This is a genomic window from Amycolatopsis sp. NPDC034160 (assembly GCF_055575355.1).
In genome coordinates this window covers 161618-185649 of the sequence record NZ_JBVISU010000009.1, presented here as the reverse complement: position 1 = coordinate 185649, position 24032 = coordinate 161618, and the positions used below count along the sequence as shown (strand labels likewise).

Here is a 24032-nt window from a genome sequence, read left to right as displayed (position 1 = left end):
GTGTCCACAAAGGACGGAGAGGGCGCTACCGGGCTTGCGCCATTCAGGTGGCAACCCGGCGAGTACGCGACGATCGCCGGTGCCGGGACGATTGAGCCGGTATGGATGGTCCGGGTGGGGGTTCGCCGTTGACCCCACATCAACTGCCTGCCGTGCCCGCCACGTTCGTCGGACGGGAGACGGAGCTGGCCAAGCTCAGCGCTCTCGCCGACCGGGCGAGGGACGGGCAGTCGATCGCCGTCGCGATCGTGGCCGGGGCGCCTGGCGTGGGAAAGACCGCCTTGGCCGTGCAGTGGGCGCGCCACCAGCGAGAGCGGTTTCCGCACGGCGACCTCTACTGCGACCTTCACGGCTACTCACCGGGGCCGCCGAGCACGCCCCACGAGGCCCTCGCCGGGTTTTTGACCGCGCTCGAAGTGCCGGGGAAGCTGATCCCGCGCAGTCTCGAAGCGAAGTCGGCCCTGTTTCGTTCCCTGGTGAACGATCGCCGCCTCGTCATCGTCCTCGACAACGTCACGTCACCGGACGAGGTCCGTGCCCTGCTGCCCAGTACGCCCGGCTGCTTCGTGATGGTGACCAGCCGCAGCAGCCTTTCGGGTCTCGTCGTCCGCAACGGCGCGCATCGGATCACCCTCGACATCCTGACCCCGGCGGAATCCGAAGCCCTGCTGCGCAAGGTGATCGGGCGGGAACGGGCGGACGGCGAACCCGGCGCGATCGGCGACCTGGCCGGCCTGTGCGGGCATCTGCCGCTCGCACTGCGGATCGCGGCCGAGCGCGTGGCGGCCCATTCTTACCTGCGGGTCTCCGACCTGCTCGGCGAACTCACCTCGGAGGCGCAGACCCTGGACGCCCTCGAGACGGGTGACGACGAGATGTCCGCGCTGCGGCCCGTTTTCTCGTGGTCGTACCGAGCCCTCGACCCCGAGACCGCCCGCGTCTTCCGGGTGCTCGGCCTGCATCCCGGTCCGACCATCAGCGTGGCCGCCGCGACCGTGCTGACCGGTTCCCCGGCCGCGGACGTCCGGCGCAGGCTCGACAACCTGACCGGCGGGTGCCTCCTGTTCGAGGTGGGTCGCGACCGGTTCCGGTTCCACGATCTCCTGCGTGTATACGCGAAGGAGCGGGTCGAAGCCGAGGAAACGGCCGACGAAAGGGAAAACGCGGCGAAGCGGCTACTGGAGTGGTACCTGGCCTGTGCCGATTCCGCGGATCGCGTGCTCACCCCGATGCGCAGGCGCGCCCCGCTCGGCTTCAGCGTCGCCCCGTCCGAGCTGCTCGAATTCGGCAGCTATGGCGACGCCCTCGCCTGGTGCGAGGCCGAACAACCCAATCTGGTGGCGTCCGTACACGCCGCGCCGGCCGCCGACTGGCCGGAGATCGCGTGCCGGCTGCCGCTCGCGTTGTGGGCCTTTTTCACGTTGCGCAAGCCATGGGCGGACTGGATCGCGACCTACAAGGCCGGCGTCGAGGCCGCCCGGCGATGCGCCGACCCGTTCAGCGAAGCCTCTTTGCTGGCCGGGCTGGGCATCGCCCACCGGGATCTGTGCCGGTTCGAGGAAGCTCTGGAATACTTGGGATCCGCACTCGCCGTCCGGCGCCGGATCGGTGACTCGTGGGGACAGGGACAGGCCTTGGTCAGTCTCGGCATCGCTTATCACGAACAAGGGAAGTTTTCCGAGGCCCTCGACCATCACGGCGAAGCGCTGGCTTTATTCCAGGAACTCGACGACGAATGGGGAGTCGCGCAGACCCTGCACTTCCTCGGCCTGACCAATCACGAACTGGGCCGTTCCGACAGGGCCTACGAGAACCTGCAGGAGGCCTTGGACATCCGGCACCGGATCGGTTATCGCTACGGTGAGGCTGAGTCGCTGGTAGGGCTCGCGCTCGTCTTCCAGAAGATCGATCGGAGCGGTGAGTCCCACGGTCACCTCGATCGCGCGCTCGAGATCCGCCGGGAAATGGGGGATCGCTATGGGGAAGCGGCGGCGCTCGATCACCTCGGCCAACTCTGGGAGGCGACGGGCAAGGTGGGCTCGGCGAAGGCGTGCTGGGTTGCCGCCTTGAAGATCTTCACCGAGCTGGGCGCTCCCCGGGCCGCCGACGTGTACGCCCGCCTCCAGCGGATCTCTTGAGGGTTAAGGCAAACGTGGCGTGTTGCGGGCGATGTCGGCTCGCGCCGCGACCCCATGCCCCCAATGCGGCATGGGGGACGCTGACCGTCTCCAATGCCGCATTGGGGACATGCCCGGCACCGATTCGCCGCTCGCACCACCTTTGCCCAGGGACACCGATGCCCCAGGCGTCGAAGCCGTCAGGACACGCCATGTGCGAAGAGAGGTCCGCCACCACCGTCGGCACGTTCCGGCGCGTCAGCAGCCGCGAGAGTGCCCCGGTGCCGCCTCCGACGTCCAGTACGAGTGAGCATCCTTCGGCCGCGAGCCGCTCGGCGATCTCCGGATGGACGTCGCCGCACGAGGAGAACCACGCCGTCGAGAGGACGTTGGCCGCGAAGCGTCCGGGATCGGTGTCGTAGTCGACGGGTATGGCATCGTTCGCCGACGTCGACATTCGAGGCTCTCCTCCCGCCCGCTGCCTTCCAGAGTAGGGACCGGGAAAAGCCGCTCGCGTCGTCTGCTCGGTTAGAGTGCAAGCAGCGCGAGGGGAGGGTGATGACGACAAGTTCGGGCGACCCCCGACTGCGATCGGCCGTCCTCGCGCGGGCATGGGAGAAGATCCCGGGGGTGGAGGTGCTCTCGTCCGCCGACGGAGGCCCGCTGACCAGGACGATCAAGAAGATCATCGATCCGCTGGTGATCCGCACGGTGGCGCGTCCCCAGCTCGGCCGTCCGGTGCTGGACCCGGTCGCGGCCGCCGAGCTGACGGAACTGCTGCTGGCCGACGCGGACAGGCTGCGCGCCACCGCCGCGTGGTTCACGCACCTGAAGCGCGAGCGCCGCGCGTTGCGCATCACGGCGGGCAACGTCCAGGACGTATGCTTCCCGCTGGCCTACGAGCTGGCGACGGGATTCGGCGCGCCGGGTCCGGAAGCGCCCGCGACGGCCGCGGCGACGTTGCGTGATCTGCACGGTGAGGGTGGCGCGGCCGGTGTCGATCAGCTCACCGGATATCTCGCGGACCCCCGGGTGTCGGCGGATCTGACCGCCGAGCTTCATCGCCGCTGGCACGCCGAATCCGGGGCGCCGCAGGACATCCCGGCGCTTCGAGCGTTCGTCGAAGGTCTTTCCGACTCCGCGTGGCGTGCCCTCGCCGCTTCGGCCACCGGGCACGCCCTCGGGCTGGCCCTCCGCGGTCCGGACGGGATACGCGCCTTGAGCGAGACCGTCCGAGAGAGCTCCGGTCTGCCCGTGCCGGATCTCGGTCTGCAGCGCGGGGAGCGCACCGAGGTCCCGCCGTTGAACCGGCGTGACGAGACCGGCGCCGAACTGCTCGAACGCAGTGTCGAACGGCGGGTGCGGGCCACCCTGCGCCGTCTCCCGCCGGACGAGCGGGCCCCCGTCGCCGACCTCGTCGACGACGAACTCACCCGGGTCGCCGCCGGGTTCGGGCTCGGTCTCCCCGCGCTGGCCACCTGCTTCGCGGTCGGTGTCGTGCTCGCGCCCGCGCTCCGGCCGCTCGACGGCGCCGCGCCCGCCGGTGTCCCCGAGTTCGCGCGGCAGCTCAACGCCCAGGTCGCGAGGGAGGGTTACGTGTTGCACGCCCGCCGGGCAGTGGCCGGGGCCACCCCGCTCACCCCGCGACCCGACGCCGAACTCCTGCGTGATCTGCGCGAATTCGCCAAGCAGTTCCTCAGCAGGCTTTGGGTGCGGCTGCACGGTTTCGACGTCCGCGGTGACCTGCCCGCCGACGCCGCCGACGTCCGCGACCTCGTCACCGGCGTGGTGCGGTCGACTTCGATGGACCTGCGGACGAAGGTGCGGCGCGCGCTCGTGGCCCGCCTCCCGGATCTGGAGGCCGTGTCGTGACGCATCCGGTGCACACTCCCGTTGTCGCGGCGGACGGCGCTCTCCTCCGCTTCGCTCTCGCCGATCTCCTTTCCGGCAGGGCTTCATCGATGCGGATCGAACTCAGCGACGCCGGGGTCGCCGAACCGTGGCTCACCCGGCTCGTCGGTGAGGAAGCCAGTCTGGACGCGCTCGGCAAGGGACATGCCGACGTCCCCGCCCGGCCCGAACTGGCCAGGCTCGCTTTGCTGCTGTGGATCCGTCGCTGGTGGCCCGCCGGCCCGTCGCTCGGCGTGCCGTCGCTCGACCCGGCGTTGCTGGACCTCGAATCGGCGGTCGCGACGGCCGCGGTCGAGGATTTGGCCGAAGGCCTCCTCGAAGGTTTCGAGGCCTCTCCGGCGGAGCTGTTCGACACGGCGATCGCGGACGACGCCTTGCCGGCCGCCGCGCCTCCGGTCGCCGACGAGGTTCGTGGCCTGTGCGGCCGCCTCGCGGCCTGGTTCGACGACCAGGACGACGTCGTGCGCGCCGAAGCCGCGGCGGAAATGGTGGCACGCCTGGAAACCGCGGCGCCGACCCAACGCGCGTACACGCTGGCCGCCGGAACCGAACCCGTCGCGTCCGGTGAAGGCGTACTGGCTTCAGGCCGGGCGAGCGTCGACTGGGCACGGGTACCGCCGGGGATCCTGGACGCCGCCGAGGACACAGTGACCTGGCGGATCGTCATGGCGGCGGCCACCGGCCGGCTCGAAGTCGACGTCGCGGGCGCGTTCGCCGACGCGGCCCTCACCGCGACAGCGATGTATGACGGAGAGCCGTTCGCGGAGGTCCCCCTTTCCCTCGGCGCCGGACGGTTCACCGGGACCGCCGACCTCGACGAGGCCTCGACCCGGCTCGCGGCGAGTGCCCAGAGCGTCCGCAGTGTCCACAGTGGACGGATAACGCTCGTCGTCGGCGTTGCGGGGGAGGGGACCACCGGGACCACGGCGGAAGACCGGGCGGAAGTGGTCGCGCTCGTGCGGGCCCGCCCGCCGGAAGACCGGACACTCGCCGAACGGGCGGCGGCCGCTTCCACCGAAGAGGAGTTCTGACGTGCTCGTCGGCATGCCGCCGCCCCAGACCCCGCCGGACCGGCCGCTCCCGCCCGAACTGAGCCCCGCGACCTCACACGGCTACAACTGCCGTTGTGTCGCAAGGCATTTCGGTCTCGACCCGGCTTCGTACGGCGAAGTGCCCGCGTGCTCGCTGTCGGAGGGGAAATACCGCAAGCTGCTCATGGAAGCCGCCAAGGTCCAGGACCAGGCCAAGCGACTCGCCGCGGCGCGGAACGTCGCCGGCGCGCACCGGAAGTACGCGCGGCTGCGGGAGATCGCGCGGAAACTCGACCGGACCGACCTCGAACTCGCCGCCGTCAGTGATCTCGCCCACGTCTGCTACTCCGCGGGCGACCTGCGCAACGCGCGGCAATGCGCCGAGGCCGTGCTCGAGGTCTTCAAAGTGAGCGCCGCCGCCATCGTCCACTTCGGACAGTACACCGAGGCGCGGATGATCGAGGGCTCCCGGGAGGTCGCCGAGCGCGTGCTGATCTCACTGGCCACGGAGGAAGGTGACGTCGCCAAGGCGCGTGAGCTGATCGCCGGGCAGCGCCGCCGGGCGGCGTTCCGCAAGGAAGCGGGACCGGACCAGTATCCGCCCGAGTTGCTCGACGTCCACGGTGCCGACGAGCTGGAACTGCGGATCTTCGAAGTGCGCGTCCAGATCGCCGCCGGGGAGCCGGCGGGGGCGCGGGCCGCGCTCGAGGAGATCCTGGCGGCGTTGGACGTCCTCGCGGAGATCGACGAGGTCCGCGAGCGGGCCGTCCAGCAGCAGGCCATGGCCAGGGCCGAACGTGCCCGGATCCTCCACGCGGGAGGTGAGGACGCCGACGCGCGGGCCGACCTACTCAGGCTGAGTGCCCAGCACGAGGGCGCCCCCGTGGCCGCGAAGGCCGACATCGGGCTGGCGGAGGCGCGTGCCCTGGCGGGCGACTTCCCCGGCGCGGTCGCCGCGATCATCGCCGCCCGCGACGAACTCGCGGCGGCCGGCCTGACCGGCGATGTCGCGGAGGCGAGCCACGCGCTGGGCACATTGCTGCTGTACGCGGGCGACGTCGCGCAGGCCAGGGCCCAGTTCGAGCACGCGAAGACGATCCGGACGGCCAACGGTGACGTTCCGGGCCTGCGCCTCGTGGACACGGCGCTGGCGCGGTGCGCCGCGGCGGCAGGTGACTGGGCGGCGGCGGAGGAGTACGCGAACCGCGCCAGGGAATCGGCGCGGACGTCGGGGGACTGGTCGGACCACCTGCACACGGATTTCGTGGCGGCCACCATCGGGTTCGCCCGCGGGGAAGACCTGCGGGTCGTGCTGGATCTGGCGCTCCCGCTGACCCTCGCGGCGGCGGATTACCGGTTCGAGTTCGTTTCGCCACCGGCGCGCACGGCTTGGGCGCGCGACATCGCGGCTCCGACGATGGCTTTGACACTGGCGTTGCTGGCCCGGTTGGAGGAGCCGAGGCTGGCGGCCGAACTGATCGAGCGTACCTGCGCGGTCGGGGCGTACACCGGGGTCGAGGGGCCGTCGCTCGGCCTGACCGGAACGCTCCCGACCCTCGAACTGCTTCCGTCCATTGAGGACGATCGGCTTCCCTTGGCGGCACTGGGTTCCGTCACGTCGTCCCTGCCACTCAGGCTCGCTCCACCGCCCGCCTTGCGCTGGTCGCCGTCTTCAGCCATGGAGCTGGACCCGTGGCTCCGCCTCGCCGCCGAGCGGTACCGCCTGCCGCGGCCCGCCACGGAAACCGTCGAGACGTGGCCCGCCGCGCGGCCCGGACGCGAGACGTTCCTCCTGCGGTTCGCCGACGCCGGCCACACCTTCCTCACCTGGCGGACCACCGAGGACCTCGACACCGTCCACACGCATCCGATCGACGCCGCCCTGGTCGGCACCGCTCGCGAGTACCTGGACGCCGCCTCGCCGACCCCGCACGACGGCGAGAGCGTCACCGACGCCGTCCGGCGGTCGCTGAGCGAAGAGGCCTTCGGCAGCCACGTCGGTGAGCAACGCCTGGCCCGGGTCCTCGCTCTCAATCTCCTGCCCGCCGACCTGGTCGAACGGCTCCGGCTGGCCGCCGCCGGAGGAAACCGCCCGCTGCTGCGGATCCAACCGTCGCCGAGCCTCGCCGGAGTTCCGTGGGGACTGCTCGCCCTGCCCGAGCGGCGGGCCGATCACGTGCTGGACATCGGCGAGATCGGCTCGTGTTTCGACGGCGACGAGCGCGTTCTCGACCTCGCCGACGTCTCATTGCTCGCCCCGGCCGGGATTCCGCGCCGTCCACCCGCCGCTGACGGTCCGCCCGTCTACCTCCTCGACCCGCGCGTCCCCGGCCAGAGTGCCTTCGGTGAGCTGGGGTCCGTGCTCGGCAAGCAGGACGCGGCGTCGCCGCTGATCCGGCATTTGGACGCGCGGCTGGCCGAAGGCCCGGTCCTTCCCGCCGTCGCACGCGGGGTCGAGCTGGTCCGCCGCACCGACACCGACCGTCGTCTGCTCGCCGACCTCCTGGCCCGGCCCTGTTCGCGGCTGGTGTTCGTGGGACACGTCAGCCGCGTCCGCGACGAGTACGGCGCACAGACCGCGCTGCACCTGTCCTGTACGGCGGAGCTGCCCGGCACGGCGGCGCCGATCGGGACGCACCGGCCGTTCACCGCCGCCGACCTCGCACTGTCCGAAGTGGACACCATGCCCGCACGGGTGGCGCTGATCGGCTGCGCCAGCGCGAGCGACTTCGGCCTGGCAGAGCCGTTCGGCGTGCTGCTCGCCGCCGTCGCGGCCGGAGCGGGCCTGGTCGCGGCCACGGTCTGGGCGCTGCCGACGTCGGCCGCGGTCCCCGGCGCGGACCCGATGTCCGATCTGGTCATCGCCGTCGACACCGCCCTCGCCGGTGAGGATCCGGTCACCGAGCTGAACGCCTGGCAGCGAGCGAGGCTCGACCGCTGGCGCGAAAAACCGGAGCCGGCGGGCTCGCCGGTCTTCTGGGCGGCCCTGACCTGCCTCGACGCCACCGACGACGGGAAAACCTGGGTTCGGTAGCGCCTCGCCCCGCCGAAGCTGTGTCCAGCGAGAACGACACGGCGAAAGGCGGCACCCGATGTTCAAGAAGATCCGCGACAAGATCAACGACGCGACACAGCAGGGTATGGCGCGGGGTGCGCAGGACTTCCAGCGGCACGCCGAGCAGTTCCGGCAGGCGGCCGCCGCGCAGGGCCACGACATCACCCCGCAGTTGCCGACACCGCAGCTGGCCGCGCAGGCGTTCCGGAACCTCAACGCCGACCCGGACATGGCGGCGTTCCTGGCGCTCCCGATGGAGGAGCAGCTGCGCCAGCAGCAGGAACTGCAGGCCTACGGCACCGAACTGCGGCGGCTCTACGACACCTGCGAGCCGGCCACCCTGGTGATCCGCGCACTGGAGCCGACCGGCCGGAAGATCGCCGGGCAGGCGCAGTACACCGCGACCCTGGAGGTCACCCGCGCCGACGGCACCACCTACGAGACGGTGACCCCGCTGATCGCGCCGCTGGCGACGGTCCAGCAGTACGCGCCCGGCACCCGGCACGAAGCCCGGGTGGACCCCGCCGACCCGGCCAAGGTCGCGGTTTTCGGCCCGATCTCTTAGAGAGGCGGAAATCATGTTCGGGTCCTTCGAGTTCGGCGTGCCGGGCGATCCCCGGCAGGCCGGCCGTCCCGGCCTGCGCCTGTGGCTGCTCGGCGTGCCGACGACGCTCGCGTGGGCGGTCGTCGGCTGGTCCGGCGCACTCGGGCTGCTGGACAGTTTCCGGCTGATGTCGCTCAACCGTGTCGACGCGTGGGGCGCCGACACGGGTCCGGCGGTTTCGCTCGTCCTGTTGTTCAGCATCTCGATCACGGTCGCCTCGTCACTCGGCTTCGCGATGCTGTGGAGTGGCGGGATGTCGTTGCGGGGAATGGGGGTCGGCTTCCGGGCGAGCTCACTCGCGGCGTCTCTCGGGGTGGCGCTGGGCAGCGGTGTCGCGATTCCATCGTGGACCCCGCCCGAGGCGGTGGGGCAGCGGCTGCCGGTCGGCCGGGGCGCGGCCGAACCCTGGACCGACGTCGACTGGGTCGTCTACTACGAGCCGTATCTCCTGCCGGGGGTGGCCGGGATGACGGCGCTGGTCATGATCATGGTGCTGGGGCGGGCGTTCGTCACCAAGGCGGAGGCGGACGACCGTGCGGAGGCACTGGCACAGACCGGCCGCCAGGTGATCGGCCACCTCGACGGCGTCGAGTTCACGAACGTCTGGGTGATGGGGAACCCGCGGTTCGCCGTGCGGGTCCGGTTTTCCACGGAAACCGGGGAGCGGACGGTGGACACGACGATGATCACCTCGCCACTGCAGGCCCCGTCCCGTGGCTCGACGGTGAAGGTCACCTACGACCCGCGCGACCCCGGCACGGTCCAAGTGGACCCGGATCCGGCTGATCGGGCAGCGGGCGGAAATTTCGGTGCCTTTCTTCCCCCGCTGTTCTGATCGCCCCCTACACTCGCGCGATGGACGAACAGACGGCAGAGGTGTCCACCGCGCCAGCGGTACGCAAGGCGATGATCCGGCTGGTCCCGTTACTCGGGCTGCTCTACCTGCTCAACTATCTCGACCGGGTCAACGTCGGGTTCGCGGCGCTCACCATGAACGCCGACCTCGGCATCAGCTCGGCCGCCTACGGGCTCGGCGCGGGCCTGTTCTTCGTCGGGTACTTCTTCTTCGAGGTACCCAGCAACGTGATCCTGCACAAGGTCGGCGCCCGGATCTGGATCGCCCGGATCATGGTCACCTGGGGCATCGTCGCCTCGGCGACCGCGTTCATCCAGGGCGAGGTCAGCTTCTACATCGTCCGGGTGCTCCTCGGTATCGCCGAGGCCGGTTTCTTCCCCGGCATCATCCTGTACCTGACCTACTGGTTCCCGCGTAAGCAGCGAGCGAAGATCGTCGCGCTGTTCTTCCTCGCGGTGCCGCTCTCGTCGGTCATCGGCAGCCCGGTTTCCTCGCTGCTCATCAAACACGGCGACGGCGTCCTGGGCTTCGACGCCGGCTGGCGTTTCATGTTCTTCGCCGAAGGAGTGCCTTCGATCCTGCTCGGGGTGGCGGTGTTCTTCCTGCTGCCGAGCAAACCGAAGGACGCGAAGTGGCTGACCCCGGGGGAGCGCACGGCGTTGCAGTCGGCCATCGACGCGGAAGACACCCGTGAGGTCGGCAAGGAGGTGAGCACGCGATCGGCGCTGACGGATCCGCGCGTGCTCGCGTTGAGCGCCGTCTACTTCGGGATCGTCTTCGGCCTCTACGTGCTCGCGTTCTTCCTCCCGCAGGTGGTCAAGGGCTTCCAGGAACAATTCCAGACCAGCTACACCATCGTGGAGATCGGCCTCATCACGGCGATCCCCTACGCGGTGGCCGCCGTGGCCATGGTGCTGTGGGCACGCCATTCGGACCGCACCGGCGAACGGGCCGGGCACGTCGCCATTTCCGCGTTCGTCGGCGCGATCGCGATCGCCGTCGCGCTGTACCTCGGCTCCCCACTGTGGGTGATGATCGCGGTGACCCTCTGCGCGGTCGGCGTGTTCACCGCCATCCCGGTGTTCTGGCAGCTGCCCAACGCCTTCCTCACCGGGGTCGGCGCCGCCGCGGGCATCGGCTTGATCAACTCCTTCGGCAACCTGTCGGGCTTCGTCGGCCCCTACCTCACCGGCTGGCTGCAGGGGCTGACCGGCAGCTTCCGCGCCGGGATGTGGGCCGTCGCGTTCTTCATGGCGATGGCGGGCTTCATCGCGTTGTCCTTCCGCCACAAGGACAAACGCGCGATCAAGTGAGGTGGTCGAAGTCGCCGTTCACCCACCGGATATGGGTTTCGGCGCTGCGGCGCACGACGGCACGGGCGTCCTGATCGATGGTGTCGCCGCCGAGGGTGTAGAGCCGGTCGTAGCCGAAGTCGTCGAGCCGGTCGACGATGCGGCGGACCACGGCGGCGGACATCGGAATGTGCTTGGGGAAGTTGCGCTGGAACGACACCCAGTTCGGCGCGAGCCCGCCGCTGATCGTGTCGCCGGCCAGGATGCTGCCGTCCGGCGTGCGGGCCACGGCGCTGCCGCGCATGTGCCCGCCGAGCCGGACGAGTTCCAGGCCCGGCAAGGGCTCGCTGTACTCGTCCCAGAACTCGAAGGCGGGATCGGCCGCGGGGAGCCATTCGCGGTTGCGCTCGTTGACCAGCACCGGGACGCCGCCCAGCGCGCGGCTCCAGCTGAGCTGGGCGCCGAACATGTGCGGGTGGCTGGTGGCGATCGCGGCGACGTCACCGAGGTCGCGGACGACGTCGAGCACTTCGGTGTCCAACCAGGACGGCGGATCCCAGAGCAGGGAACCCGCCGGGGTCACCGCGATGAACGACCAGTGTCCGATCGCGAAGTGCGGCTCTCGTTTGATGCTGTGCAGGCCACGGCCGTGCTCACGGTGCAGGGTCCGGTGCGGCACGGAGAGCAGTTCCTCGTGCGTCCACCATCGTCCGGTGTGCGGGCCGAGGTCCCCGGCTTCTTCGATGCCGACCTCGCCGCGGTCGAGCACGCACCGGGGCGGCTCCGGGGTGGCTGGATGTTCGATACCGCACCTGTCGCAAATCCACATGATCGACAGCTTGCGACCTCCAGTGCGCTGGAGGTCAAGACGCGTCTTCCCCCGGCTCGCCGAGCCGGGGGAAGACGGGTGGTCAGCTGACGGTCGTCTTGCCGAGGACGGCGTCCTGGTCGGGCGGGTCGAGCGTGAGGTCGACGTCGAATTCGCCGAGCGAGCTGTCGGTCTTGATATGCGAGGTCGCCGCGGCGTCCACGCTGCTGGTCGCGTCACCGGCCGGGGTACCCGCCGGGATGGTGAAGTCGACCTTGCCCGTCGCGGTGAACTTCAGCGAACCCTCGGCGGGCACCTCGGTGTCCGGGATCGGCAGCTCGATAGGGATCGCCACCTTCTGCTCGCCGAGCGCGATGTTGACCTTCGAACTGATCGTGCCGGAGAGCTTCTTCGCGCCGACCAGCCGGAGCCCGTCACCCGCGGCCTGTCCGGAATCGACGTCGAGGGTGAACGGCACAGAAATCGGCTCACCGGCCTTCGCTGTCGCCGGGATTTCGGCCTTCACGACCACCGCGACCTGCTGGTCGCCGATGATGGGGAAGCCGCCCTTGTACGTGAGATTCTTTTCGACGGCGGCCGCGGTCCCCGCCGCGGTGAGCATTACGGTTCCGGCGACCGCTGCCGCGATCCCGGCCGCGCAGAACCGGCGAACGCCCTTTCGTACGAGGGTTTCCGTCATTTCCAGGTCCTTTCGTCGTTGAATGGGCTCGGAGCCGAATGTAGGTGGAAAGTCACCAACGAGGAAAGGGAAAGATCGCTCGCGTTTTCTTTACGCGTCGATCTTGTCACGTGTATACGGAATAGCCTTGTCGCGAATTGTCACGTGAAGGCCTGAAGGGGAAACGCGGGCCGGATTGTTGTCACCCCGGTGACAGGTGGTCCGGTCCGCCGGCGGGCGGGCTATCGTCTTGATCGTGACCGACCGACCCGAGCCGTGGCACCTCCGGACCCGCCGCTTCCTGCGCGCGACGGACCAGCGAGGCGAACTGGTGCGCGGGGCGCGGTTCCTGCGGAGGCTCGTCCCCGGTGACGACCCGCTCGCGCCGTCGACGAGCCGCTCGTCCGATCGGCTCGCCCGGCTGCTCGCCGAGGCGGGCGCCGACCGGCCCAGCGCGACCCGTGAGCTGGGGCTGGCCGCCGTGCAGGCGTGGAAGGCGCTCAGGCGGACCGGAACACAGCCGAGGGCGGCGAACGGCGTCACGGTCTTGTTCACCGACCTCGTCGGCTTCTCGACCTGGGCACTGCACGCCGGCGACGACCGCGTTCTCGAACTGCTCCGCGCGGTCTCCGACGTCACCGAATCGATCGTCACCGGGCATGGCGGCAGCATCGTCAAAGGGCTCGGCGACGGCGTGATGGCCGTGTTCGCCGACCCGGGCGAAGCGGTGAACGCCGCCTACGAAACGTGCTCCGCCGTGAGCGTGATCAAGGCCGAGGGTTACCTGCCCCATCTGCGGGCGGGTCTGCATCGCGGGAACCCGCAGCGGGTCGGCGACGACTACCTCGGCGTCGACGTGAACATCGCCGCCCGGATCATGGCGGCCGCGGACGGCGACGAGGTACTGGCCAGCGAAAGCGTCGTCGAAGAACTCGACGCGGACACGGTCACCGTGCGGCCGCGCCGGAACTTCCGCGCCAAAGGCACTCCGAAGGATCTGCGCGTCTACCGCGTCGTCCCGCGCTACTCGTCCGACGGCTAGCGGCACCCCACGCGGAACCGCACATAGAGACATCAAGGGACACCCAGTCGGCAGGAGATCGCGGACTTCGTGGCTTTAGGCTCCGGTGAGGAGTGGGCTGGGTTGGTCGTGAGTGGCGATTCGGGTTCTAACCCGAATCGCCACTCACGACCCTCCTCCGAGAGCCGCACACTGCCGGAAGCTCCTCCTGCTGCCCTGAAGCCAGCGAACAAGCCTCCGCGGCAGAGCGTGGGCTGGTTCGTGCTCCGCCTAGCCGGGCATCTCCGAAGGTTGCGAATCCAGCCCTGCGCGAGGCTTCGTCCAGCCACCGCGCGTGAAGTCCGGCACGGCGACCGGCTTCCCGCCTTTCGCCAGCGAGACCACGCTCAACGGCACGGGGGAGCACCAGGCCGCGGAGTCGTAGACGTCGATGTCCGGCACCAGCCCGGCGCGCATCTGTTGCACGATCCGCCACTGCAGCACGTAGTCCATGCCGCCGTGGCCGCCGAGGTTCGGGTCGTCCTTGAGCTTCTTCCACAGCCAGTGGTCGTGGCGGTCGCGGTACGGGCCGAAGTCTTTCCACGCGTGACCGCTGTGGTCGGGCTCCACGTAGATGCGGGCGGGGTAGTCCTCGACGATGCCGCGGCTGCCCGCGAGGCTGTTGATGCGGCTGTACGGGCGCGGCGAGCTGACGTCGTGTTCGGCGCGGATGACCCGGCCCCGCGCGGTCTCGATCAGGCAGGTCACCAGGTCGCCGTTGATGTAGGTCTCTTTCCACGACGGGTGGCCCGGCGGCATGTGCCGTTTCCGGTAGTCGGCGAGACCCTTCGGCTCGGTCGCCGTGGCGCGCAACGTGGCGAACCGGTCGCCGCGGTTGACGTCCATGCAGGCGGCGATCGGGGCGAGACCGTGCATCGGGTAGAAACTCGCGGTGCTGCGGGTGTGCCACTTCCGGCGCCACGCGTCGGTGTAATACGTGTCGGAGAACAGCAGTTCGCGCAGGTCGTGCAGGTAGCCGCCGTGCCCGTTGGTGACCTCGCCGAAGACGCCACCGTGCGCCATCTTGAGGATGGCCAGTTCGTTGCGGCCGTAGCTGCAGTTCTCGGCGAGGAACAGGTGTTTGCGGGTCTGCTCACTGGTGTTGACGAGGTCCCACAGCTGGTCCAGCTCGGTGGCGATCGGCAGTTCGACGCCGACGTGCTTGCCGGCCAGCAGCGCGGCTTTCCCTTGCGGGTAGTGGAACTCCCAGGGGGTGGCGATATAGACCAGGTCGATGTCGGCGCGGGAGAGCATCTTCTTGTAGGCGTCGGCCGATCCACCGTATTCGGCCGGGCGTGGCCGTCCGTCGGCGGCGAGCTTGTCCGCGGCGGCCTTCGCGCGTTCGGCGCGGATGTCGCAGACCGCGGTGACCACCGCGCCCGGCACGGCGCTCCACCCGCCGATCATGGACATACCGCGGTTCCCGAGCCCGATGAGTCCTATTCGGACGGTCTGGTGCCGCTCGAACGGCACCCCGATCATGCTGCGCTGACCCGGACGACGGGGCGTGCTTTCCGCTTCGACGGCCTCTTCCGCGGCGGCGGCGCTCGTCGGGATCGCGGCGAGCGCCCCGGCGGCGAGGGCGCCACCGAACAGGGTCCGCCGGGAGACAGAGGGCAGGTCGGCCATGAAGAACACTCCTTCGTGTCACCTTCGATGCCCCGACTGTGTCCAATCGCCGCCAGATATGTCAAGAGATGCGTCAAAGTGTGCAGTAAACTGCACTAATGCGCAGTTTGGCTGTGTAAAACCGGATGTTTCGCGCAACCCGGGTGTTCGTACACCCGGGTCGCGCGGGTGGTCAGCGGCGGATCAGCACCTGGTCGATGGACTTGCGCACGAGGTTCGGCACCACGCAGTCGTCCGCCGGATAGCCGACCGGGATGACGGCGAACGCCTTCTCGTTCTGCGGCCGCTCGAGCAGTTCGCCGAGGAAGCGCATCGGCGACGGCGTATGCGTCAACGCGGCCAGGCCGGACAGGTGCAGCGCCGTGATGAGCATGCCGACCGCGATGCCCACCGATTCGTCGACGTAGTAATGCTTGTGTTTGGTGCCGTCCTCGTCGAGGAAGTAACGCTGCTGGAAGACCACGATGAGATACGGGGCGTCGGTGAGGTGGGTCTTGACGGAGTCGGTGCCGAGCGGGCGCAGCGCGGACAGCCACTCTTCGCCGAGCCTGCCCTCGTAGGAGATCCGCTCCTCCTCTTCGGCGGCCTCGCGGATGCGCTGTTTGGTCTCGGCGTCTTTGATGAGCACGAAGGTCCACGGCTGCTGGTGCGCGCCGCTGGGCGCGGTGGCCGCCACCGCGATGGCGTCCACCAGCACCTGCTCGGGTACCGGGTCGGTGGAGAACATCCGCACGGTGCGCCGGGTGTCCATGCGGCGGCGCAGATCGGCGGCCGTGGCCAGCGATTCCGCCGCGGACGGACGAGTGGGCCGGTAGGGCACCGGTTCGAAGGGGTCGCCGTAGGTCGGGGTCCAGTGTGCTGCGGTCATGATCCGATTGTGGTGGCGGGCGGGGCTTTCGGGAAGTCCCGAGGCGAGGTTATGTCCCTGGGGTTATGCCGCCATCTGTCCCCAGTGGACGGACGTCGGGTGGAGTAGTCGCCGACCTGTTCCGCTACCTAGAGGAAACCCCTAACGGTCACCGCGGCGAAGAGATAGGTACCTACTGCACGACTTTCGTCGGTGTCCGATTTCTCTTGCCGCGTCCCAGAATCAGCACACCCGTCCCCATCGCGCGGCCGAACCCGGGCCGCAGAAATGAGTCGGAACCATGCGACTGCGCTCCTTCGCCCTGATCGCCGGCACCGCCTTCATGGCGCTGCTCGGCGTGACCGCTCCCGTGGCGTCCGCCGCGGAACCGGCCACGGACCCCGCCGGTGTCCAGCCGATGATCATCGGCGGCCAGTACGCCCAGAGCGGGCCGTGGGCCGCCAGGCTCTTCGCCAACGGCCGTCAGACCTGCACGTCGACCATCATCGCTCCGCAGTACATCCTGACCGCCAAGCACTGTGTGGCGAGCAGTGGCACGTTCACGTTCCGGATCGGCAGCCTCGACCAGCAGAGCGGCGGCACCATGGCCACCGGCTCCACGGTGACCCGGCATCCGAGCGCGGACCTCGCGATCGTGCGGCTGACCACGTCGGTCAACGCCACCTACTCGCCGCTGGGCACCACCAGCGACGTCGCGACCGGGCAGACCGTGCAGGTCTACGGCTGGGGCGCGACCAGCCAGTGCGGTTCGGAGATCAACTGCCAGTCGCGGTACCTGAAGGTCGCCAACGTCCGGGTCACGTCGGTCGCTTGCCGTGACTACAACGGCGGAGTCGCGGTGTGCGCCAGCCGCGGGGACGGCATCACCGCCGGTGGGGACTCGGGTGGCCCGATGTTCGCATCCGGCCGTCAGGTCGGCGTCGCTTCGACCAGCGACCGGCAGACCACCACCGCGTACACGAACATCACCCGGTACCGGCCGTGGATCCAGCAGGTGGCCGGCGTCTGATCCGTGGTGGAGCCGGAGCCCTCTCCACGAGCACAGGGGAGGGCTCCGCTCCCCATCCCCCTCCCGGTCGGATGGCGTTGGTCGGCTAGCCCAGCTTCGCTTCCCACCTGGTGTTGGAGCCGGCGGCGTCGGCTGGGAGGCGGTCCCGTGCGGCGGTGTCGCCGTACATCGTCCAGCGGGCCCAGTCGACGACGGTCCTGGGGAAGCGCTGGTCGCCCCAGAAGCTGGTGTGGCTGCCGCCGACGAAGGTGAGGAAAGCCTTGGGCGAGGCCATCTCGTTGTAGGCCTGGCGGGCCGAGTCGTACGCCGTGGTCGAGTCCCGGTCGCCGTGGACGAACAGGACCTTGGCGGAAACCGAACCGGCCGGATTGCCCATGTCGACACAGGACTGCGGGGTGGCGGAGATGATCCGGCGGTCGGGCCAGGAGGTCAGCAGGCCGTGGGTGATCATGCCGCCCAAAGAGTGCCCCGAGACGCCGACGCCGATGGTGGTGTTGATGTGCCCGGCCAGCGGCCCGCTCGTGTTGAGCCCGAGGGTGTTGGTGAGGATCTGCGAGACGTCCTTGGAAGAGTTGCCGTTGCCGACGTCGCCGAAATTGTGGTTGAAATGCGGGGCGGGGACGATGAAGCCAGCCGAGGCCAGCGCCCGGATGATGAACAGGGAGTTCTGCGGGCTGCTGCCGTAACCGTGGGTGAAGTTGTAGAGGGGGAAGACACCGGTGGCGACGGGGGCGTTGGTCACCGGGTTGCCGCCGGCGGTACCGGTGGCGGGATAGTAGACGTAAGTGGTGCACGGTCGGCTGCCGCGGGTCCAGTCGTACCGCCGCACGCCGACCGCGAACGGCGTGGTGGGCGCCGTGCCCAGCGGCCCGACTGTGGCCAGAGCGTGTCCCGCGCCGAGCAGGGTCAGGCCGACGCCCGCCGCTCCGGCCGCGGTCGCGCTGAGGAAGGTCCGGCGCTGCATGGTCATGAACGACTCCTTGGGTGTGGGGAGAGGGTCAAGGTGGTGCCGCGGCCAAGGTGATCCGTGTGCCGAGCCTTCGGTCAGACCGACGAAGGCACCCCGGCATCCCGGCGCCGCGCGGTGCCGCGGACGAGGGCGAACCGGCCGGGACCGATGGCCGCGATGACGAGCAGCGCCCAGCAGAACAACGCGGCCGCCTCGCCGCCGTTCTGAATCGGCCAGAGCGCCGACGGCTGGTGTACGACGAAATAGGCGTAGGCCATCGAACCCGCCCCGAGAAGGGCGGCGGGCCGGGCGAAGATGCCCAGACAGACCAGCACGCCGCAGACCAGCTGGATCACCGCCGCCCACCATCCGGGCCAGGTGCCGACCGGCATCGGGGCCTTGGCGCCTAACAAGCCGAACAGGGTCTTCACGCCATGGCAGGCGAACAGGAATCCCACGACGATGCGATGGAGCCCGATGATGTGTTCTTTGGCCGCGTCGAGCCGGTGCACGTTACCTCCATTGTGGACATCGGAACGGCGTTGTCAGCGCAGGAGACCGGCCAGGGCCAGGTTCAGTTCGCGAACACCCTGCACGACGAGGTTCGCCATCTCCGCCCCGCCTTGCGCGGAGAAGTGGGTATTGTCGCCGGTTTCCCTGGTGAGGTAGATCCGCTGGGACGCTGTCGAGCCCAGTGACTCGACCAACGCCTTGCTCTTGGCGGTCAGGTCGATCACCGGCACGTTCGCGCTCCGGCCGAGTGCCCGGATCACCGACGGCAGGTCCACACCCACGCCGTTGACGTGTAAGGCGGTGGGCGTGAGCTTGGTGCCGTCGAACTGCCTCCGCACCGGTGGCGTCACCAGCACCGGAACTCCGCCGCGTTCGCGAACCCCGGTGACCACCTTGGTGAGGTTGTCGCGGAAGGCCGTCGCGGTGGTCGTCTTGTCGTTGTGCCCGAACTGGATGAGTACCAGGTCCTTGCTCTTGATCAGGGGTTTCATCGTCGGGAAGAGCGCGCGGTTGGACAGGAAACTGCCGGAACCCTCACCGGAGTCGCCGTAGTTCGCGACCACCGCGCCGCCGCGCACCCGGGCAGGCAAATGCTGGCCCCAGCCGGCGTAGGGCGCGGTCGGCTGGTCGCAGACGGTCGAGTCGCCCGCGAGGTAGGTCACCAGCGGTGCTTTGGCCGGCGTCACGGTCAGCGAGCCGATCGCGGGCGCGCTACCGCTGAACGTGATCTGCAGACCCGGCGTGCCGCTGCCGCCCTGGCCGGTCGGCTGGCCCTCGGGATTACGGACATTGACCGTCGCGGTGGTGCGGACCAGCTGGCCGGCGGTGGTGGAGACGGCGTTGAGGACCTCCCTGCGTGCCTCGACCGACATCGAGGTGCTGGCCGCCTTGGCGGGGCTGCCGATCTCCACCGAGACGTCGTAGTTTCCCGGTGCCACGGGAAAACTGCAGTTGATCGGCGCGGTACCGGAGCACTGCGGTGGTAACGCTGTGGTCGCCGCCATGGCCGGGATCGGGACCAAGGCTGCCGCGGCGGTAGCGGCGGTGAGGATCGCGAGACGTTTGAGAGACAAGGATTGTCCTTTCCCGCGGTTATGAGAGGCCCCTCATGATGGCGTCGATGATTCCCCGCTGAGTCACGGCTTGGGAGCGCCGGTCGAACAGCCCGAAGCCGTACCGTCCGGTCGCGCCGTTGTCCCAGTAAACGGATACTGCTCCGTATTTCTTGGAAGTGGACACGATGGCGCGGGCGAAGTCCGCGCGATACCTGTTGTTGGCCGAATCGAACGACGACTTGTCGATCGACCCGTATTCGCCGACCACCACCGGGTAGCCTTTCACGACGAATTTGTCGTACATCAGCTTCAGCTGGGAATCCAGGTAGTCCTCCTGCCCCCAGGTGGACTTCCTCGCCGGGTCGGTCGCCGCCCGTCCCCACTGCGTGATGGTGCTGTTCTCCTCGCCGGCGAAGTCCCACGGGCTGTAGTAGTGGACGGAGATCATGATCCGCTGTTCGCCGCCGGGGATGGCGGGGGACCGGTACTGGTCGGTCGGGAGCACGAAGCCGTAGTTCCCGGCGGTGTAATCGATGTTCGTGTTCCAGCCGGGAACGAGCAGCCACCTCGAAGTGTTGTTCCCGCCTGCCTTGCGCACGGTGTCGACGAAGATCTGGTTGTAGGCATTGATGTTCGAATAGCACGGTTGGGTCGGACGGCCGAACTGCCCGTCGAACTCCTCGTTCATGGATTCCAGGATCAGGTGCTGGTCATAGCTTCGAAACCTGGTCGCGATCTGCTGCCAGACCTTCTGGTACTTGGCCTTGATCGTGGCCTGTGAAGAGGAGTCGCAGATCAGCCACGAACCGGTGATGGTCTTGTAGCCGTCGCCATGCATGTTGATCAGCACGTAGAGGCCTCGGTGGTAAGCGTAGTCCACGACCTGTTGGATTCGGGCCAGCCAGCCGGAATTGATCGTGTAGTCCGGCCCTGGTCCGATGTTGTTCAAATAGGACATCGGGATGCGAATCGTCTTGAACCCGGCCGCTTTGACCTTGTCGATGAGTGCTTGCGTCACGGTCGGTTGACCCCATGCGGTTTCGCTGGGAGTGCCATTCGAGTTGGCTTCCAGCTGATTGCCCAAATTCCAGCCCGCGCCCATGTCGGCGACGATCTGTGCGGCGTTCAGCTGTGCCGCCGTCTCCGCCGACGCGGGATTCGCCAAGCCGGACATGGTGCCGGTGGCCGCCATGACGGCGGCGCAAACAATTACCCTGAGCTTCCGTGCTTTCGAACCCATAGGTCTCGTGCTCTCCCTGTTCGGCTTGTCTCTCACTTTTTCGGCGCAGGAGATCGACGCGCTTCGGCGGGTGCGCGTGATTGCCGGGTTTTTGTCGGCGCGGGATCTCTCTGGCGCCTGGATTGTTCGAGTGGATTACCGCAGAGCGCGGACGCGGCCGTTCGCCCCAGTCCGGGCGGTGGCCGGTGATGATGTCCCTGCCGACGCCGGGGTGACGACCGGAATCGTGGCGATTCCGCAGGTCAGAGCACATACGTAAGCGCGCATGGATGAGTTCCTTCCGAGCGACTTTGCGCGGACGGGCGGCAGGGGGTGGTGTATCGAAGCGATTCGACAACTATGGCACCGACCACATCCGGGGTCAAGATTTTGTGCGCCCATGGAGCATTGGCGGCCGGAATCGGTGCCGCGAAAACGACAAACGCTCAATGTGGGGAGACGATGAGGATCGCGGCCCGCGGGGCGTTGCCAGGTCACGCCGGAGTCCCTGAGTGCTCAGGGTGGATTTCGGCATCGACGCGTCGTGGCCCGCCGTCTTCTACGTCAATGTCCCACTCGCGGGGTTCGTCGCCCTCGCCGCCTTGTACTTCGTCCCGCGTGGCGAGCGTCAGACCGATTCCCGCGGGTTCGACCTCTCCGGCGCGCTGACGGTGACCGTCGTTGAAAGGCGCTCAGCACCTCGCGTCGCGTTCCGCATCGGAGAGGCGGGCCGGTCGATCGGCGAGCGGGCCACCCGGGCGAAGGAGGGATCCCAGGGTTTCGAGCGGTTCGGGGACGACGCGGTACCAGCTCCAGGTGCCGCGTCGTTCCCGTTCGAGGACGCCGGCGGAGACCAGTACCCGAAGATGATGGCTGAGCGAGGGTTGGGGCATGTCGAAATCTTCGGCCAGGTCGCAGAAGCACGCCTCGCCGCCGGGGGAGTACCGCACGAGCGACAGCAAACGGATCCGCACCGGATCCGAGAGCGCTTTGAACAGCTTCGCCGCCGCCTCGGCGTCGCCGGCATCGACGACGGCGGCGGGTTCGGCCATCAGGAGGGTCACCGCGATCGGTTTCCGGGTGCGGCTGTTCGCGCTCGCCATGGTCCCTCCCTCGCTCCTGGTGGCCACCGATCCCAGCATACCTGCTGAATTGACAAAATTCGATCCAGACTCTTCAATTGGATCGGCATACTTCGATTCAGTTCCGCCCCCTGCGATCAAGGAGACCGGGCATGACCCGCACGCCTGAGGTGCTGTTCGTCTGCGTGCACAACGCGGGCCGGTCGCAGCTGGCCGCCGCGTTGCTGCGGCACTACTCGCTCGGCCGTATCGCCGTCCGGTCCGCCGGTTCGGAGCCCGCCGAGCAGGTGAACCCGGCCGCGGCGGCCGCGCTCGCGGAGTGGGGGTTGGACATCACCGACGAGGTGCCGACCAAGCTGTCCACTGAAGGACGTCGAAGCGTCCGACGTGGTGATCACCATGGGCTGCGGTGACACCTGTCCGGTGTTCCCCGGCAAGCGGTACCTCGACTGGCCGCTGGAGGATCCGGCCGGTCAGGGAGTGGCGGCCGTGCGGCCGATCAGGGACGAGATCGACCGGCGCGTCCGCGGCCTGGTCGCCGAAATCCTCGACGCCTGACCTTCCCGCCGCCGACCTCAGGAGATCAGCACCGTGACCCGAACCGCGGATCCGGCCGAAGCCGACGTCCTGCGCAAACTGTCCTTTCTGGACCGCTTCCTCCCCGTCTGGATCATCGTCGCGATGGTGGCCGGTCTGCTGCTCGGCAGCGTGATCCCCGGTCTGCAGGGGGTGCTGGACGCGGTCAAGATCGGGCAGGTGTCGCTGCCGATCGCCCTCGGGCTGCTGCTGATGATGTACCCGGTGCTGGCGAAGGTCCGCTACGACAAGCTCGACACCGTCACCAAGGACAAGCGCACGATGGTGCTTTCCCTGGTACTCAACTGGATCCTGGGGCCGGCGCTGATGTTCGCCCTCGCCTGGCTGCTGTTGCCGGACCTGCCCGAGTACCGGACCGGACTGATCATCGTCGGGCTCGCCCGCTGCATCGCGATGGTGATCATCTGGAACGACCTCGCGTGCGGTGACCGCGAGGCCGCGGCGGTGCTGGTCGCGCTGAACTCGGTCTTCCAGGTGATCATGTTCGGCGTGCTCGGCTGGTTCTACCTCGACCTGCTTCCCGGCTGGCTGGGCTTGGACACGACGACCCTCGACTTTTCGCCGTGGGAAATCGCGCTCAGTGTCATCATCTTCCTTGGTATCCCGCTCGCCGCCGGATATCTGTCCCGCCGCGTGGGGGAGCGGAGCAAGGGCCGCGACTGGTACGAGGGGAAGTTCCTGCCCAAGATCGGCCCCATCGCGCTCTACGGCCTGCTGTTCACGATCGTCATCCTGTTCGCGCTGCAAGGCGACAACATCACCTCGCGGCCGCTCGACGTCGCCCGGATCGCGTTGCCGCTCTTGGTGTACTTCGCGGTCATGTGGATCGGCGGCTATCTGCTGGGCAAGGCCTTCGGCCTGTCGTACGAGCGCACCACCACGCTGGCTTTCACCGCCGCGGGCAACAACTTCGAACTCGCGATCGCCGTCGCCATCGGCGTCTTCGGGGTGACCTCCGGGCAGGCGCTCGCCGGCGTCGTCGGCCCGCTGATCGAGGTGCCGGTGCTGGTGGCCCTGGTCTACGTCAGCCTCTGGCTGCGAAAACGCTGGACCGTGGGATGACAGGAACAGTGCGCGGTCAGGCCCGGCTGGTGCCCATCCCTCGCCACAGCAGGTCGAGAAGGTCCGCGACGTCGCGCTGCCAATCGCCCTCCGGATCGAGGTACAGTAGCCCGCCCAGGCCGCGAAGGACCGTCTCGGGTCGGAGGTCCGCGCGGACGGTGCCGGCGTCGACATTGGCCTTCAGCAACGTGGAAACCGCGCCGATCATGGCTTCGTAGGCGTTCGCGGGTAGTTCGCCGTGATGCGCCGTCGCGGTCCGCAACGCGTCGGCCAGGCCGCGCTTGGTCATCATGTAATGCGCCAGGTGGTCGATCGTCCACTTCCGGAAGGCCTGCTCCGGGGCGTGCTTCTCGAGCAGGCTCGGCACGATGTCGACCAGTTGGCGGACCTCCCGGCGGTAGACGGCCAGGATGAGGGCTTCCGGAGTCGGGAAGTGCCGGTAAACGGTACCGACGCCGACCTCGGCCTGCTTCGCGATGGCGTTGAACGAGACCTCGCCCGAGCGGCCCAGTGATTTCGCCGCCGCGGTGAGGATGCGTTCGTGGTTGCGCCGGGTGTCCGCCCGTCGCGGGCTGACCGAACCCGTCGTCATGACCTCTCCCGTCCGCCGATCCAGTTCCCCGTGAATGTAGCCGA

General features: G+C 68.8%; 22 protein-coding genes and 1 pseudogene. 13 read left to right on the top strand and 10 right to left on the bottom strand.

Annotation, left to right across the window (positions count from 1 at the left end; translation table 11 throughout):
• Positions 1 to 152: 152 nt before the first annotated feature.
• The 8 genes from ACZ54P_RS20110 (at position 153) to ACZ54P_RS20075 (ending at position 10887) form a co-directional block, all read left to right on the top strand.
• A complete protein-coding gene (locus ACZ54P_RS20110; RefSeq protein WP_465463066.1) occupies positions 153 to 2138 on the top strand; it encodes an ATP-binding protein in 1986 nt (661 codons plus the stop codon).
• A 191-nt stretch (positions 2139 to 2329) separates the two neighbouring features.
• Positions 2330 to 2539, top strand: a complete 210-nt coding sequence (locus ACZ54P_RS20105; protein ID WP_465463065.1) for a hypothetical protein — start codon at positions 2330 to 2332, stop codon at positions 2537 to 2539.
• Between the two features lie 136 nt (positions 2540 to 2675).
• The gene (locus ACZ54P_RS20100) at positions 2676 to 3989 is read left to right on the top strand and encodes a hypothetical protein (RefSeq protein ID WP_465463064.1); all 1314 of its coding nucleotides are present in this window, start codon (positions 2676 to 2678) and stop codon (positions 3987 to 3989) included.
• Positions 3986 to 5059: a hypothetical protein gene (locus tag ACZ54P_RS20095; RefSeq protein ID WP_465463063.1), complete on the top strand. Its 1074-nt coding sequence runs from the start codon at positions 3986 to 3988 to the stop codon at positions 5057 to 5059. The genes ACZ54P_RS20100 and ACZ54P_RS20095 overlap by 4 nt, the downstream gene beginning before the upstream one ends.
• A 1-nt stretch (position 5060) precedes the next feature.
• A complete protein-coding gene (locus ACZ54P_RS20090) occupies positions 5061 to 8093 on the top strand; it encodes a hypothetical protein (protein WP_465463062.1) in 3033 nt (1010 codons plus the stop codon).
• 58 nt (positions 8094 to 8151) lie between these two features.
• Positions 8152 to 8679, top strand: coding sequence for a hypothetical protein (locus ACZ54P_RS20085; protein ID WP_465463061.1), 528 nt, complete (start codon positions 8152 to 8154; stop codon positions 8677 to 8679).
• 13 nt (positions 8680 to 8692) lie between these two features.
• A complete protein-coding gene (locus ACZ54P_RS20080; RefSeq protein WP_465463060.1) occupies positions 8693 to 9553 on the top strand; it encodes a DUF3592 domain-containing protein in 861 nt (286 codons plus the stop codon).
• Between the two features lie 20 nt (positions 9554 to 9573).
• Entirely contained in the window at positions 9574 to 10887 is a 1314-nt protein-coding gene (locus ACZ54P_RS20075) for an MFS transporter (RefSeq protein ID WP_465463059.1), read from the top strand.
• Here ACZ54P_RS20075 and ACZ54P_RS20070 read toward each other — a convergent pair.
• Complete coding sequence (locus tag ACZ54P_RS20070; protein WP_465463058.1) at positions 10880 to 11695, bottom strand: MBL fold metallo-hydrolase; 816 nt, start codon at positions 11693 to 11695, stop codon at positions 10880 to 10882. The genes ACZ54P_RS20075 and ACZ54P_RS20070 overlap by 8 nt on opposite strands.
• A gap of 82 nt (positions 11696 to 11777) precedes the next feature.
• Positions 11778 to 12374, bottom strand: coding sequence for a DUF6801 domain-containing protein (locus ACZ54P_RS20065; RefSeq protein ID WP_465463057.1), 597 nt, complete (start codon positions 12372 to 12374; stop codon positions 11778 to 11780).
• Positions 12375 to 12603: 229 nt separating this feature from the next.
• Between ACZ54P_RS20065 and ACZ54P_RS20060 the strand changes: the two genes are divergently transcribed.
• Positions 12604 to 13395 carry an adenylate/guanylate cyclase domain-containing protein gene (locus ACZ54P_RS20060; RefSeq protein WP_465463056.1) on the top strand — a complete coding sequence of 264 codons (792 nt, stop codon included), beginning with the start codon at positions 12604 to 12606 and terminating at the stop codon, positions 13393 to 13395.
• A gap of 249 nt (positions 13396 to 13644) precedes the next feature.
• On the opposite strand, the gene ACZ54P_RS20055 is transcribed toward ACZ54P_RS20060, so the two are convergent.
• Positions 13645 to 15042: a Gfo/Idh/MocA family protein gene (locus tag ACZ54P_RS20055; protein WP_465463055.1), complete on the bottom strand. Its 1398-nt coding sequence runs from the start codon at positions 15040 to 15042 to the stop codon at positions 13645 to 13647.
• Positions 15043 to 15214: 172 nt separating this feature from the next.
• Positions 15215 to 15910, bottom strand: coding sequence for a nitroreductase family protein (locus ACZ54P_RS20050; protein ID WP_465463054.1), 696 nt, complete (start codon positions 15908 to 15910; stop codon positions 15215 to 15217).
• Between the two features lie 280 nt (positions 15911 to 16190).
• Here ACZ54P_RS20050 and ACZ54P_RS20045 point away from each other — a divergent pair, with 280 nt between their 5' ends.
• Entirely contained in the window at positions 16191 to 16919 is a 729-nt protein-coding gene (locus ACZ54P_RS20045; RefSeq protein WP_465463053.1) for a S1 family peptidase, read from the top strand.
• 85 nt (positions 16920 to 17004) lie between these two features.
• On the opposite strand, the gene ACZ54P_RS20040 is transcribed toward ACZ54P_RS20045, so the two are convergent.
• The 4 genes from ACZ54P_RS20040 to ACZ54P_RS20025 all read right to left on the bottom strand — a co-directional run bounded on the left by ACZ54P_RS20040 (position 17005) and on the right by ACZ54P_RS20025 (position 20610).
• Entirely contained in the window at positions 17005 to 17889 is an 885-nt protein-coding gene (locus ACZ54P_RS20040; protein WP_465463052.1) for an alpha/beta hydrolase family protein, read from the bottom strand.
• 74 nt (positions 17890 to 17963) lie between these two features.
• Positions 17964 to 18380 carry a DoxX family protein gene (locus ACZ54P_RS20035; protein ID WP_465463051.1) on the bottom strand — a complete coding sequence of 139 codons (417 nt, stop codon included), beginning with the start codon at positions 18378 to 18380 and terminating at the stop codon, positions 17964 to 17966.
• Between the two features lie 33 nt (positions 18381 to 18413).
• Positions 18414 to 19454 (bottom strand): rhamnogalacturonan acetylesterase, encoded by a 1041-nt coding sequence (locus ACZ54P_RS20030; RefSeq protein ID WP_465463050.1) that lies wholly within the window; start codon positions 19452 to 19454, stop codon positions 18414 to 18416.
• 19 nt (positions 19455 to 19473) lie between these two features.
• Complete coding sequence (locus ACZ54P_RS20025) at positions 19474 to 20610, bottom strand: glycoside hydrolase family 5 protein (protein ID WP_465463147.1); 1137 nt, start codon at positions 20608 to 20610, stop codon at positions 19474 to 19476.
• A gap of 7 nt (positions 20611 to 20617) precedes the next feature.
• On the opposite strand from ACZ54P_RS20025, the gene ACZ54P_RS20020 reads away from it, so the two are divergent.
• A complete protein-coding gene (locus ACZ54P_RS20020) occupies positions 20618 to 20935 on the top strand; it encodes a hypothetical protein (protein WP_465463049.1) in 318 nt (105 codons plus the stop codon).
• Between the two features lie 412 nt (positions 20936 to 21347).
• Here ACZ54P_RS20020 and ACZ54P_RS20015 read toward each other — a convergent pair whose 3' ends face one another.
• Positions 21348 to 21758, bottom strand: a complete 411-nt coding sequence (locus tag ACZ54P_RS20015) for an ArsR/SmtB family transcription factor (RefSeq protein WP_465463048.1) — start codon at positions 21756 to 21758, stop codon at positions 21348 to 21350.
• 131 nt (positions 21759 to 21889) lie between these two features.
• Here ACZ54P_RS20015 and ACZ54P_RS20010 point away from each other — a divergent pair.
• Both ACZ54P_RS20010 and arsB read left to right on the top strand, forming a co-directional pair.
• Positions 21890 to 22295 (top strand): annotated as a pseudogene (locus tag ACZ54P_RS20010) (arsenate reductase ArsC).
• A 33-nt stretch (positions 22296 to 22328) separates the two neighbouring features.
• Positions 22329 to 23396 (top strand): ACR3 family arsenite efflux transporter, encoded by a 1068-nt coding sequence (gene arsB, locus ACZ54P_RS20005; RefSeq protein ID WP_465463047.1) that lies wholly within the window; start codon positions 22329 to 22331, stop codon positions 23394 to 23396.
• A 16-nt stretch (positions 23397 to 23412) separates the two neighbouring features.
• On the opposite strand, the gene ACZ54P_RS20000 is transcribed toward arsB, so the two are convergent.
• Positions 23413 to 23988, bottom strand: coding sequence for a TetR/AcrR family transcriptional regulator (locus ACZ54P_RS20000; protein WP_465463146.1), 576 nt, complete (start codon positions 23986 to 23988; stop codon positions 23413 to 23415).
• Positions 23989 to 24032: the final 44 nt, after the last annotated feature.

Bases quoted from the DNA above. Each gene is read 5' to 3' on its own strand.
- ACZ54P_RS20105 (WP_465463065.1), top strand. From the start codon at position 2,330: ATGTGCGAAGAGAGGTCCGCCACCACCGTCGGCACGTTCCGGCGCGTC.
- ACZ54P_RS20100 (WP_465463064.1), top strand. From the start codon at position 2,676: ATGACGACAAGTTCGGGCGACCCCCGACTGCGATCGGCCGTCCTCGCG.
- ACZ54P_RS20085 (WP_465463061.1), top strand. From the start codon at position 8,152: ATGTTCAAGAAGATCCGCGACAAGATCAACGACGCGACACAGCAGGGT.
- ACZ54P_RS20080 (WP_465463060.1), top strand. From the start codon at position 8,693: ATGTTCGGGTCCTTCGAGTTCGGCGTGCCGGGCGATCCCCGGCAGGCC.
- ACZ54P_RS20075 (WP_465463059.1), top strand. From the start codon at position 9,574: ATGGACGAACAGACGGCAGAGGTGTCCACCGCGCCAGCGGTACGCAAG.
- ACZ54P_RS20070 (WP_465463058.1), bottom strand. From the start codon at position 11,695: ATGTGGATTTGCGACAGGTGCGGTATCGAACATCCAGCCACCCCGGAG.
- ACZ54P_RS20065 (WP_465463057.1), bottom strand. From the start codon at position 12,374: ATGACGGAAACCCTCGTACGAAAGGGCGTTCGCCGGTTCTGCGCGGCC.
- ACZ54P_RS20055 (WP_465463055.1), bottom strand. From the start codon at position 15,042: ATGGCCGACCTGCCCTCTGTCTCCCGGCGGACCCTGTTCGGTGGCGCC.
- ACZ54P_RS20050 (WP_465463054.1), bottom strand. From the start codon at position 15,910: ATGACCGCAGCACACTGGACCCCGACCTACGGCGACCCCTTCGAACCG.
- ACZ54P_RS20045 (WP_465463053.1), top strand. From the start codon at position 16,191: ATGCGACTGCGCTCCTTCGCCCTGATCGCCGGCACCGCCTTCATGGCG.
- ACZ54P_RS20040 (WP_465463052.1), bottom strand. From the start codon at position 17,889: ATGACCATGCAGCGCCGGACCTTCCTCAGCGCGACCGCGGCCGGAGCG.
- ACZ54P_RS20025 (WP_465463147.1), bottom strand. From the start codon at position 20,610: ATGTCCGGCTTGGCGAATCCCGCGTCGGCGGAGACGGCGGCACAGCTG.
- ACZ54P_RS20015 (WP_465463048.1), bottom strand. From the start codon at position 21,758: ATGGCGAGCGCGAACAGCCGCACCCGGAAACCGATCGCGGTGACCCTC.
- ACZ54P_RS20000 (WP_465463146.1), bottom strand. From the start codon at position 23,988: ATGACGACGGGTTCGGTCAGCCCGCGACGGGCGGACACCCGGCGCAAC.